The following is a 12,147-nucleotide window of genomic DNA, read 5'->3' as shown; positions in this document are numbered from 1 at the left end:
ATCAATTCACCAGGATAGCGGCCTGGGTGAACAGATGAACGCAGAGATCGCTTAGCTGGACGATCATCCATTTTCCACATACGCCCAGTACGACCAGCGTCACGATAAGACGAGGCAAAAAGCTGAGCGTCTGTTCGTTAATTTGCGTCACGGCCTGGAAAATACTGACCAGCAGGCCCACCAACAGGCTCGGGACGACCAGAACACAGACCAGAACAATGACGATTTTAATCCCGCTGGCGACAATATCGGCGGCAACATCAACGGTTAACATGGGTAAATCCTTTTTTATCCCAGCCCCAGGCCGCGAATGCTGGAGGTTAACGTGCCCACGGTCAGCGACCAGCCGTCAATCAGGACGAACAGCATCAGCTTGAAGGGCAGCGAAACGATCAGCGGCGACAGCATCATCATCCCCATCGCCATCAGTACGCTCGCCACGATAAGGTCGATGACGAGGAAGGGGATATAAATCATAAAGCCTATCTGGAAGGCGGTTTTCAGCTCGCTGAGCACGTAGGCCGGCACCACAATCGACAGGTCCTGATCCGTGGCGTTACCTTTGGCGTTGGCGATGGTCATAATCTGCGCCATTGCTTTTTTATTGGTCTGCGCGAGCATAAAGCGTTTCAACGGCGCAGCGGCAGTACCCAGCGCCTGCGGTAACGTTATCTGGTCATTTTCAAACGGTACGACGGCATGGTCATAAATGTTTATCCAGATAGGCCGCATGACCAGCATGGTGAGCGATAGCGCAATACCAATAAGAATGCGATTTGGCGGCGTTTGTTGCAAGCCAAGCGCCTGGCGCAATAGCGAAAGCACGATGATAAAGCGGGTAAAGCAGGTCATCATCAGAAGCAGCGTGGGCAGCAGGCCCACCAGGCTCATCAGCAGCAGCACCTGAATTTTAACGCTGTATTCCTGATTGCTTCCGTGGGTAATGACGTTCAGCAACGGAATATCGCCACCTTGTGCACAGGCGTAAGGCGAAAGGCACAGCAGCGTGAAACCCAGAATAAAGGGGAGGCGTGATGCTGATTTCATGGTGCCAGATCGTTGATTTCGTTAGCGTTAAACTCAAGAACGCGCAGGCCATACTTTTCATTAACGACCACCACCTCTGCCTTACCAAGCAGGATGTTATTGACCTTAATGTCCAGCGGCTCGCCGGCCAGTTTATCCATCTCGATCACGGTGTCATCATCGATATTCAGCAGGTCAGCTAGCATGATCTCTACGGAAGACACTTCTAGCGTGAGCGTGACGGGAATGCGTTTGAGCAGCGTCATTGACTCAGAAAAACGGTCTTCCAGACGGGTAACCAGCTTTTCTGCGGCGGACGTGTCGGGGCTGGCTTTTGTGGTTTCGTTATTAAGCTCAAAACCTTGTTCTAAAATATCTTCTTGCTTACTCATAGGATTTCTCCAACGTTTTATTCGTTAATTCGGATAAAAACAGTTTGTCTTTATCTTCTATGATCAGGGCATTAAACAGTTCAGACTTCCCGATATACACGGGAAAATGCTCGGGCATCGCGATCGGCAAAATATCGCCAGGCTTAATGCTGGTAAGATCGGCAACGCTTAACGGCAGTTCCGCTATCTTTACGTTCATGGTCAGTGGTAACGTATTAATAATGGCGTTAATCAGCGACTGCTTTTTCTCAGGGCGGCTGGTTTTATCCACGCGATGCGTTGACTGATTGCTTTCGCTGCGGCGAATAAGGTTGAGGATATAATCCGTATGCGCGTCATCGAGCAGTATTCTCAGGCTATTTTTTTCATCGTCCCCCAGAATGAACGTGAGCTGATAGGCCCAGTGGGTCTGAACCGTGCTGCTGTCCGGTTTCAACGTCAACGGAATACCGGAGGTATTCTTATCAAATACAACGTTACAGATATCAATCGCTAATCTATTCTTCAGGCGAATTTCGGTCTTGGTTGGTAAATGGTCCGATGAATTATCTTCTGTCAGCGAAGCATCCAGTCCATAAAAATTCCCCAACAGCATGAGAAGTAATGATCTGTCGATATCAAATGCCAGATGGCCGACCTGCGAGGCCAGCAGGTCGGCATTTTTATTTATCACATCCATCTCACAGCATATTTTCTTGAGAGAAATATTGGTGCGATGCTTTTTGAGAAAATAGTTAGCCAGGTGTGATTCTAGCGTATCAAAATTCCCCGTAAACATGGTCGGCAGACGATGGTATGGGCGCCCAAGCCGATTACCTTCAAGTTTAAAGATACCCGGGGTTTGACTGTACTTCAGCATGATGCGCTTTCTCTGCGGTTATGTTCTGACGCGGATTGGGGGGGGACATATCCCCTGGTGGTAGATATATAAATAATTCCATTTATATAGGTGCTAATTCCTTTAGCATGTCTCATTGAGTCGTTATCCAGTGTGTTTTCTGTGCCTACGGCTAGCGATCATGTAGGGTCTGATATTTAATCGTCTAGTGGCGTTTTCTGCAAATAATAAATAATCAATAATTATAATTAAAAAATAATAAAAGGATGAAAAATGAGCTATTTTGCAAGGGGGTGATGAGGCGTAAGATTAATCGATTAATGGTTGTTGTTTGTTCAATATTTTATCATCTTGTTGATTTTTATAGATTAATATTTTTATTATCTTTTAATTCAGAATTGTCGCCGCCGCGAGTGGTAGTATTTTTTTAGGGAAGTGCCCATTTGAGAACAATCTCGGATGAGGCCAGGAATTTACAGTCAAAAAAACATGAACCATGGATGGGGTTAAATCATGACTCGAGTAAAAAAATTTCCGGGATAAACTTGTTCTGGTGCTCTCTTTTATTTGTCGTCAAGGACGTTAACTTATTCACCGGTAAGTGTGAGATAATCATGTTTGAACTTATTGCCGAAGCTGCCTCCAGCATTAATGCCTTTTCTCTGGCACAGCGCGTTGCTGTCTTTAATGTTCCTGTTCTTATTCAGGGCGAAACCGGAACAGGTAAAGAATGCGTCGCTAAATTTATTCATTCCATTGCGTCCGCAGACCGTCAGGATGCACCTTATATTGGCGTAAACTGTGCCGCTATTCCGGAAAACATGCTGGAAGCGACGCTTTTTGGCTATGAAAAAGGTGCATTTACCGGTGCGGTGGCAGCCGTGGCCGGTAAAATGGAGTTAGCGAATAACGGCACACTGTTGCTGGATGAAATCGGCGATATGCCGTTAGCGCTACAGGCTAAAATATTACGTGCGCTACAGGAACACCAGGTTGAGCGTTTAGGCAGCAATCGTGCCATTAATCTTAACTTTCGGTTGATTGCCTGTACGAATAAAAACCTTGAGGAAGAGGTGGCCGCTGGCCGTTTTCGTGAGGACTTGTACTATCGCATGTCGGTAATTCCGGTGACGGTCCCGCCGCTGCGTGAACGCCGTGAAGATATTATTCCACTTGCCGAATCATTTATTAAAAAATACTCCACGGTGCTGGTTAAAAATATCAAGCTCTCCGAGTCAAGCCGCCGAGCATTGTTAAGCTACGACTGGCCGGGTAACGTGCGTCAATTAGAAAACACCATCCAGCGTGGCATGATTCTCAATCGTGACGGCATCATTTATCCCGATACATTAGGGCTGCCGATGCCTGAATCACACTCTTATGTTGAAACAACCTGGTCGCCGCAGCCACGGGTGCAAATCCCGGCTAGCGATAACCTGGGCCAACATGGACGCAGTGCCCAATACCAATATATTGCCGACCTTATGCAGAAGTATCAGGGCAATAAAACCAAAATTGCAGATTTGCTGGGAATTACCCCACGCGCCCTGCGTTATCGCCTGGCATCGATGCGTAAGCAAGGTATTGAAATCTTATTCTGAGCCAGGCGGCGCACCCACAGAGTTTTTCAACGTTAAGAGTAAGTCATGAGCATAACGAATATTAACCCAGCCAGCGCGATGCAGGTGAGCCTGATGCAGGATATGCAGCAGATGAAGGCCGTCGCACAGACTCCCGTTCATTCTGCGATGCAGATAAGCGATAGCAGCGCGGCATTCGGCGGGTCGCAGGTCTCCTTTAATCAGGTGATGCAGGGAGCGCTCTCACACGTTGATCATTTGCAGCAGGTGGCAGAGCAGAAACAGACCGCCGTCGATATGGGAAAAAGTGACGATCTGGCCGGGGCGATGATTGCCGGTCAGCAGGCTTCGCTGTCGTTCTCTGCGCTGGTGCAGGTGAGAAACAAAATTTCGACCGGATTTAATGACCTGATGAGCATGTCTATCTAACGCTATGAATGAATTGATAAAAAAACTCACACCGTTTGTGCCGTCGTTCTCCTTCAGGCTGGATGGTTATAAGCGCTGGAGCCTGTTGGCTGGCGTCGCGATTGCGGCAACTGCGATTATCGTCAGCCTGCTGTGGAACAGCAACCGCGGCTATATCTCGCTGTACGGCCGTCAGGAGAACCTACCGGTATCGCAGATTATCACCGTGCTTGATGGCGAGAAGCTGGAATATCGTATCGATCCGCAAAGCGGCCAGATCCTGGTCCCGGAAGCGTTGCTGTCCAAAACGCGTATGGCGCTTGCCGCTAAGGGCGTACAGGCGATTTTGCCGAACGGTTACGAGTTGATGGATAAAGACGAGGTACTGGGTACCAGTCAGTTTGTGCAGAACATCCGCTACAAACGCAGCCTCGAAGGTGAACTGGCGCAGAGCATCATGACCCTTGATGCGGTAGAAAGCGCTCGCGTACATCTGGCGCTGAACGAAGAGAGCTCGTTTGTGGTGAGCGATGAACCGCAAAACAGCGCCTCGGTCATTGTGCGTCTGCACTACGGCACGAAGCTCGATATGGATCAGGTTAACGCCATTATCCATCTGATTTCCGGCAGTATTCCAGGGCTTAAGGCCTCGAAGGTGAGCGTGGTCGATCAGGCCGGTAATCTGCTGTCTGAGGGGGTAGGGGCCGGGGAAGCGGTATCGGCGGCAACCCGTAAGCACGATCAAATTCTGAAGGATATTCAGGACAAAACTCGCGTCAGTATCGCCAACGTGCTGGACTCGCTGGTGGGTACTGGCAATTACCGCATCAGCGTGATGCCGGATCTTGATCTTAGCGACATCGATGAAACCAAGGAACACTACGGCGACGTTCCTAAGGTGAACCGCGAAGAGAGCGTACTGGATAGCGACACCAACCAGATTGCGCTCGGTATTCCAGGCTCCCTGAGCAACCGTCCGCCGGTGGCCAATAACCAGGTCACGACCGGCAACGCGGCGGCTAATACGGCGGCCAATGCGGCGAATACCAGCGCGCCGGAAGCGCTGTCGAAACACTCTGAAAACAAACGCGACTACTCCTATGACCGCAGCGTTGAGCACATTCAGCATCCAGGCTTTGAAGTGAAGCGCCTTGATGTTGCGATTGTGCTGAACCAGTCAGCACCGGGCCTGAAAGCGTGGAAGCCGGAACAGTTGACCCAGCTCACCACGCTGCTGAACAACGCTGCAGGCATTAACGCTGAACGCGGCGACCGGCTGTCGATCTCTTTACTGAACTTTGTCCCTCAAGCCGAACCGGACAGCACCGCCATTCCGCTATGGCGCGATGATAGCGTGCTGGCATGGGCGCGCCTGGCGGGCCTCGGCATTCTGGCGCTGCTGGTGCTGCTGCTGGTGGTGCGTCCAGTGATGAAACGGCTGCTGGCCCAGCGGCCACAGGCCATTGCGCAGGAACCGGCAATGAGCGGGGCCACTTTCGACGCCATCGAGCCGTCGTTTACGGCCCAGGAAGAAGAGCGGAAAAATATTGAGCTACCGTCATTCTCCGGCGACGACACGCTGCCATCGCAGAGTTCAGGTCTGGAAGTGAAGCTTGAATTCCTGCAAAAACTGGCAATGAGCGATACCGACCGCGTAGCGGAAGTTCTCAGACAATGGATTACCAGCAATGAGCGAATTGACAATAAATAAGAGCGGTAGCAACAGCTATCTGGAACAGGCTGCGATCCTCCTGCTGTGTCTGGGCGAAGAAGCGGCGGCGACGGTGATGCAAAAGCTCAGCCGTGAAGAAGTGGTGCGTCTGAGTGAAAACATGGCGCGTCTTTCCGGCGTGAAGGTCAGCATGGCGAGAAAGGTCATCAATAACTTTTTCGACGAATTCCGCGAACAGAGCGGGATCAACGGTGCGTCGCGCAGCATGCTGCAAAGCATTCTGAATAAAGCGCTGGGTACCGAGATCGCCAGCAGCGTGATCAACGGGATCTACGGTGATGAGATCCGCTCCCGTATGGCCCGGCTGCAATGGGTTGAGCCGCGTCAGTTGGCGATCCTCATCGCCGAAGAACACCTACAGCTGCAGGCCGTGTTCCTGGCGTTTCTGACACCAGAAATCTCCGCCACCGTGCTCTCCTATATGAGCGAGTCGGTGCAAAATGAAATTTTGTACCGCGTGGCCAAGCTGAGTGACGTGAACCGCGACGTGGTGGATGAACTGGATCGCCTTATCGATCGCGGGCTGTCGGTACTTTCCGAGCACGGCTCGAAGGTCAAGGGCATTAAACAGGCGGCGGATATCGTGAACCGCTTCCAGGGTAATCAGCAGGTGATCCTCGACCAGCTTCGTGAACGTGACGAAGACGTGCTGGAACAGTTGCAGGATGAGATGTACGACTTCTTCATTCTGAGCCGTCAGAGCGAAGAAGTGCGTCGCCGTCTGCTGGATGAAGTGCCGATGGAAGACTGGGCGGTGGCGCTGAAGGGCACTGAAACGCTGCTGCGTCGTTCTATCTACGCCGTCATGCCAAAACGTCAGGCACAGCAGCTTGAGGCGATCACCTCACGCCTGGGCCCGGTGCCGGTCAGCCGTATTGAACAGATTCGTCGTGAAATCATGGCGATAGCTCGTGAGATGGAAGAGGCGGGCGATATTCAGCTTCAGCTCTTCGCAGAACAGACGGCGGAGTAAAACATGGCCATTGAAACACTGCGCGGACGCTACCGCCTGCACCGCTTTCCGCCACGCCAGCATGCGATTTCGGTGGAGCAGCTACCGCAGGGGATCACCACCGCAGACTACCAGCGTCAGCTGATGGAAGGGTTCCAGGAAGGGCTGCAAAAGGGCTTCGACCAGGGCATGGCGGAAGGCCAGGAGCAGGGCTTTGAAGAGGGGCATCAGAAGGGCTACGAAGAGGGGCGGCGCATTGGCCACACCGAAGGAAGCCTGGCCGGGCAGCAGGAAGGGCGTAAGCAGTTCACCCTCGCGGCACAACCATTAGAGAGCATTTCGGGCAAGGTGAATGACTACCTGGCGCATATCCAGCGTAAGCAGCGGGAAGACCTGTTGCAACTGGTGGAGAAAGTAACGCGTCAGGTGATCCGCTGCGAGCTGGCGTTACAGCCAACGCAGTTGCTGGCGCTGGTGGAAGAGGCGCTGTCGGCGCTGCCGTCGACGCCGGAATCTTTGCAGGTGCTGCTCAACAACGAAGAGTTCAACCGTATCAAAGCCGCTGTACCGGAGAAAGTCAGCGAATGGGGACTGACGCCGTCGGCCGACCTTCAGGCCGGAGAATGCCGAGTGATAACCGATAAATCAGAGCTGGACGTGGGCTGTGAGCATCGCCTGGAACAGTGCATGTCGGCGTTAAAAGAGACGCTGGCGCCGGAGCCGCAGGGTGACTGACTTTTCGCTGGTTGATAACGCGCTGCGCTCGCTGGAGTCTATCTCGCTGGCGCGCGTAGCCGGGCGCCTGGTGCGAGTGAACGGCATTTTGCTGGAAAGCGTGGGCTGCCCGCTGGCTACGGGGCAGCTTTGTCGTATCGAAAGCGCGAATCATACCCTTATCGACGCGCAGGCCGTCGGCTTTAACCGCGACATTACCTACCTGATGCCGTTTAAAAATCCCGTTGGTCTGATGGCTGGCGCGCGCGTTTTCCCGGAAGACAAGGCGCAGGATATTCTGATTAGTGAAAGCTGGCTGGGGCGCGTGGTGAACGGTCTCGGCGAGCCGTTGGATAACAAAGGCCGCCTGAGCGGCAACGACGTACTGCCGCCGCAGGCCCCCTCCATCAACCCACTGACTCGCCGGTCGGTGAACCAGCCGCTCGACGTGGGCGTGAAGGCGATTAACGGCCTGCTGACGATTGGCAAAGGCCAGCGCGTTGGCCTGATGGCGGGCAGTGGGGTAGGGAAAAGCGTGCTGCTCGGCATGATAACCCGCCAGACGAAGGCGGAAATCGTGGTGGTGGGGCTGATTGGCGAGCGAGGCCGCGAAGTGAAAGAGTTTATCGACCACTCGTTGGGCGCCGAGGGGCTGGCGAAATCGATTATCGTCGCCGCCCCCGCCGACGAATCGCCGCTGATGCGCCTGAAGGCGACCGAGCTGTGTCACTCCATCGCCGCCTGGTTTCGCGATCGCGGCTATCACGTGCTGCTGCTGGTGGACTCACTTACGCGCTACGCGATGGCGCAGCGCGAAATCGCCCTCTCATTAGGTGAACCGCCGGCAACCAAAGGCTATCCGCCTTCCGCGTTCGGCATGATCCCGAAACTGGTGGAAAGCGCGGGCAACAGCGAAAGCGAAGGCTCAATGACCGCTATCTACACGGTGCTGGCCGAAGGGGACGATCAGCAGGATCCGATCGTCGATTGCGCGCGCGCCGTGCTTGATGGTCATATCGTACTGACCCGAAAACTGGCGGAGTCGGGGCATTATCCGGCGATCGATATTGGTCAGTCGATCAGCCGCTGTATGACGCAGGTGACCAGTAAAGAACACCAGCAGTCGGCGCGGCTGCTGAAGCAGAACTACGCGACCTATATGGACATCAAGCCGCTGATTCCGCTTGGCGGTTATGTGGCGGGTGCCGATCCTGGCGTCGATAAAGCGGTGAAAGTATTCCCTGCCATCGAGCGTTTTTTACGTCAGGAGGTGAGCGAGCCGGCTTCGCTTGATCTGATACAAAGCCGCTTGCAAACCCTTTTCCCGGTGGTCAAAAAAGCAGAAGGTAAGTAAGGATGCGACAAATCATCGACACCCTGGCGCAGCTTCAGCGCCTGCGGGATAAATCCGTCAAAGACATGACGGTGCAGCTTGCCCGACAAAAACAGGTCACCGTTGGCTTTGATAACAATATTAAAGCGCTGGGTTTTCTTATCCAGAAAACGGGAGCCGAAACACAAGCGCCGAGCCCGGAATCGCTGAAAAACGTCGCCGGATACAAAGGCACGCTGCGGCGGGTTATTGCCTGGCAGGAGCAGGAGAAGACGCTGGCGAAAATCAAAGAGGGGCGAATCCAGCAAGGTCTGGTAGAGGCGGCCTGTCAGGAAAAAGTGGTGGCCATGACGCTCGACGGCCAGCGGCAGGCGCTGGAAGATGAACAAGCCCTCAAGGACCAGAAAGCGGTGGATGAAATCGCCGGTCAGTGCTGGCTTCGCCAGAAGACGCTGGGGCTGCTATGACCACGGTTATCACCTTCGGTACCTTCGACGTGTTTCATGTTGGTCATCTTAATATTCTCTCCCGCGCACGTGCGCTGGGCGACCGGCTGGTGGTTGGCGTCTCTTCGGATGCGCTAAATCAACAAAAAAAGGGCCGGAACCCCATCTACGGCCAGCGTGATCGCCTGGCGATTATTGCCGGATTGAAGTGCGTCGATGAAGTGTTTATTGAAGAGTCGCTGGATCTCAAAGCGGACTATATCCGCCGTTTTAACGCCGACATGCTGGTGATGGGCGACGATTGGGCAGGACGCTTCGATAGCCTCTCCTTTCTCTGCCCGGTGGTCTATTTCCCCCGAACGCCCTCTATCTCCACGACCTCCCTCATTGAGGTTATTCGCAACGATTAATGTGCTCTGGCATTAACGCATTTATTTCTGAAGGCCAACATGCGGAAGATAAAAATATATTTATCAGAAACGTTTTTCACGCTTGAACAGCAGTTGCTGAATTACCTCAATGACATCGGTGATACGGATATTTTCTCCATTTTTATTTCGGCAGAAGATTCCCGTCTGGATAAAATGCTGCTGACCGCCCATCAGGGGTTTGTTCTGCCTCATGCCTATGGGGAAAAACACTATCAGCAGCTAATCGTAAAACTGTGCGAGATTATTGACGCTCACCGTTTTGAAAATGTGGAAGTGCATTTTCCGGTGACCACCTCGACTATCGCCCTTCTCGCGTTCGGCCTGCTGCGCCAGCTTAGCAACAGCCTGCCAGCGGGAACGTTATCGCTGCACGTCTGGGACGGTAAAATCGAGGACGTGCTCTACCGTCAGGCGTTTTGCTCTTTTAAGAAGAGCACCGCCGTATCGACGACGACGCGCCTGGCCGATGAGCTTAGGCTGATGATGGATAATCCTGATATCCCATTCCGCTTTCGCTTCGATACCCCATTTCTGTTTTATTTCTGGCACACTATTTTTGAGACCACCTACCATTTTGTGCGCCCGGAATTAATGCGTCACAATCATTACCGCCCGTTTTTTGAACGGCTATTGGCGCGTACCGTCGCCATCACCGCGGAATGTATTAAAAAGCAGGACAAAAAAACGCTGATGCTGTTGATGAAAGTCACCGGTATTGATGGCGGAATATTTGCGGTCTTAAAAACCTATATGGCTCCGGGCACGCTGATGCTGAATTACAGCGAGGCGAATTATTATAAGTTAGCGACGGAATTTGCGGGACTGAAGCAATATGAAGCCGATTTTGTTACTCATTTTACGCAGCTATGCGTGCAGGACCCGCGCTTAGGGCAGCATGCGCAAAAGGTCATCCACTGCGCCGCCAGCGCTTCAAGCTACCGTCATGCTTATTTAAACGCGGGCGACGATAACAACCTGCGCTATGAAGCGCAGTGCTCGCTTTTCCTGCTGCATGCGCTGGGCTGCTTGCCGCAGCGCCTGGCGGGCTTCCCCGACCTTTATCTGCTGGCGTTTCCGGCGGCCCGCATTTCCCACTATTGGCTGCATGAAGCGCCAGAATTTGCGAGCAGCCAAAAATACCGGGCGCTGCTACAGGCCATAGGCTGCGATGCGGAGCCGCTTTACACTCGTGAAACGTCGACGCTGCTGCGAAAAGGGTTAAGCGAGGAGGTGCAAGAGCCTCTACTTATCAAAATGGAGTCTTCGCTCGGTGACTGTATGTTTGCGCTGGCGGCAGTCAAACAGCTTTACCTCCAGCGTCAGAAGCCTATCACCTTTATGACCCGGCGCGCCTATGTGCCGCTGGCGCAGTGCTGCCCGTGGGTCGACACGGTGATTGCGCTGGAGGATAAAGCGAACCACGCGCTGATGGACTATTGCGCCCTGGAAACGCGAAGAAATCAGAAATTTTGCGAGCAGCTGCATATCGTTTCGCATCAGCATCAGATTGATGCATGTCTAAAAAGTGTGGATCTTCGCGCCGACCCAGACTCGCTGAACATGGATCTTGACCTTAGCCAGCAAGATTTAAGCCGCGTGACGCAGTTTTTTGCCGAGCATCAGTTGGGTGAGGAAAACATCGTGCTGCTGCATGGCAACATCGGCGATCCGAACCGGACCTGGTCTGGCGAGAACTGGAACGCGCTGGCGGAGCGGTTTATTGCCGCGGGCTGGCGCGTTATCGCCATTGGCAGCACCAACAATAAATACGCCGAAACGCAGGTCTGCACCTTCGAAAACGGGCAGGTTATTAATGCGGTCGACCGTTTTTCCATCATCGAGACCATCGCCTTAATGCGTCGCTGCCAGCTGCTGGTGGCGACGGACTCCGGCCCGGTCGCGCTGGCGGGAGCCTCTGATATCGGCATTGTCGTCCTCTATACGATTGTACCCGGCGAACGTCGTATTGCTTATCGGCACGGTGAATTGGGGTGGAACGCGCGGTGTATCAATCTCAAATGCCGCTACGGCCACTGCATGTCGCTGTCGATGGACGCACAGTTTTGCCGCAAGGTACTGCATAGCAATATTCAGATGCGACGGCTTAACGACTGGTGCCCGCTCGGCGACGTTGACGGCGAGGCGGTGCGCTACGCCTGCATTAACCGCTACCCGGCTGAACGGCTGTTTAAAGAGATTGAGGCGTTTATTGGCTCATCGGCGTTTACCCGCCAGAGCGGGTAAGGGGTGAGGAATTGGCTGCGGATTTCGCTTCCCTCGGGGAGTTTTGCGTCC

The 12,147-nt window shown here is 53.3% G+C and carries 13 protein-coding genes; 9 read left to right on the top strand and 4 right to left on the bottom strand.

Annotated elements, in window-relative coordinates:
- Position 1: 1 nt before the first annotated feature.
- From ACH1XZ_RS20805 to ACH1XZ_RS20790, 4 genes are read right to left on the bottom strand one after another with little or no spacing between them, the layout of a single operon-like run.
- Positions 2-274 carry a flagellar biosynthetic protein FliQ gene (locus ACH1XZ_RS20805; RefSeq protein WP_395596998.1) on the bottom strand — a complete coding sequence of 91 codons (273 nt, stop codon included), beginning with the start codon at positions 272-274 and terminating at the stop codon, positions 2-4.
- Positions 275-288: 14 nt separating this feature from the next.
- Positions 289-1,047, bottom strand: coding sequence for a flagellar type III secretion system pore protein FliP (fliP, locus tag ACH1XZ_RS20800; RefSeq protein ID WP_395596997.1), 759 nt, complete (start codon positions 1,045-1,047; stop codon positions 289-291).
- Entirely contained in the window at positions 1,044-1,418 is a 375-nt protein-coding gene (locus ACH1XZ_RS20795; protein ID WP_395596996.1) for a FliM/FliN family flagellar motor switch protein, read from the bottom strand. Before ACH1XZ_RS20795 ends, fliP begins: the two co-directional genes overlap by 4 nt.
- Positions 1,411-2,277, bottom strand: coding sequence for a FliM/FliN family flagellar motor switch protein (locus tag ACH1XZ_RS20790; RefSeq protein WP_395596995.1), 867 nt, complete (start codon positions 2,275-2,277; stop codon positions 1,411-1,413). Before ACH1XZ_RS20790 ends, ACH1XZ_RS20795 begins: the two co-directional genes overlap by 8 nt.
- Positions 2,278-2,870: 593 nt before the next feature.
- On the opposite strand from ACH1XZ_RS20790, the gene ACH1XZ_RS20785 reads away from it, so the two are divergent.
- From ACH1XZ_RS20785 to ACH1XZ_RS20745, 9 genes are read left to right on the top strand one after another with little or no spacing between them, the layout of a single operon-like run.
- A complete protein-coding gene (locus ACH1XZ_RS20785) occupies positions 2,871-3,857 on the top strand; it encodes a sigma-54 interaction domain-containing protein (protein WP_395597022.1) in 987 nt (328 codons plus the stop codon).
- Positions 3,858-3,902: 45 nt separating this feature from the next.
- Positions 3,903-4,265 (top strand): flagellar hook-basal body complex protein FliE, encoded by a 363-nt coding sequence (locus ACH1XZ_RS20780; RefSeq protein WP_395596994.1) that lies wholly within the window; start codon positions 3,903-3,905, stop codon positions 4,263-4,265.
- 4 nt (positions 4,266-4,269) lie between these two features.
- Positions 4,270-5,955: a flagellar basal-body MS-ring/collar protein FliF gene (gene fliF, locus ACH1XZ_RS20775; RefSeq protein WP_395596993.1), complete on the top strand. Its 1,686-nt coding sequence runs from the start codon at positions 4,270-4,272 to the stop codon at positions 5,953-5,955.
- Positions 5,933-6,949 carry a flagellar motor switch protein FliG gene (locus ACH1XZ_RS20770; protein WP_331388367.1) on the top strand — a complete coding sequence of 339 codons (1,017 nt, stop codon included), beginning with the start codon at positions 5,933-5,935 and terminating at the stop codon, positions 6,947-6,949. The genes fliF and ACH1XZ_RS20770 overlap by 23 nt, the downstream gene beginning before the upstream one ends.
- A gap of 3 nt (positions 6,950-6,952) precedes the next feature.
- Positions 6,953-7,663, top strand: coding sequence for a flagellar assembly protein FliH (gene fliH, locus ACH1XZ_RS20765; RefSeq protein WP_395596992.1), 711 nt, complete (start codon positions 6,953-6,955; stop codon positions 7,661-7,663).
- On the top strand, positions 7,656-8,996 hold the full coding sequence (fliI, locus tag ACH1XZ_RS20760; protein WP_395596991.1) for a flagellar protein export ATPase FliI: 1,341 nt from the start codon (positions 7,656-7,658) through the stop codon (positions 8,994-8,996). The genes fliH and fliI overlap by 8 nt, the downstream gene beginning before the upstream one ends.
- 2 nt (positions 8,997-8,998) lie before the next feature.
- Positions 8,999-9,442: a flagellar FliJ family protein gene (locus ACH1XZ_RS20755; protein ID WP_395596990.1), complete on the top strand. Its 444-nt coding sequence runs from the start codon at positions 8,999-9,001 to the stop codon at positions 9,440-9,442.
- Positions 9,439-9,831 (top strand): adenylyltransferase/cytidyltransferase family protein, encoded by a 393-nt coding sequence (locus tag ACH1XZ_RS20750; protein WP_395596989.1) that lies wholly within the window; start codon positions 9,439-9,441, stop codon positions 9,829-9,831. Before ACH1XZ_RS20755 ends, ACH1XZ_RS20750 begins: the two co-directional genes overlap by 4 nt.
- Before the next feature lie 39 nt (positions 9,832-9,870).
- Positions 9,871-12,096, top strand: coding sequence for a glycosyltransferase family 9 protein (locus tag ACH1XZ_RS20745; protein WP_395596988.1), 2,226 nt, complete (start codon positions 9,871-9,873; stop codon positions 12,094-12,096).
- Positions 12,097-12,147 lie beyond the last annotated feature (51 nt).

The organism is Kluyvera chengduensis (assembly GCF_044197065.1).
Taxonomy (GTDB): domain Bacteria; phylum Pseudomonadota; class Gammaproteobacteria; order Enterobacterales; family Enterobacteriaceae; genus Kluyvera; species Kluyvera ascorbata_C.
This window is presented reverse-complemented; position numbering and strand designations above follow the sequence as displayed.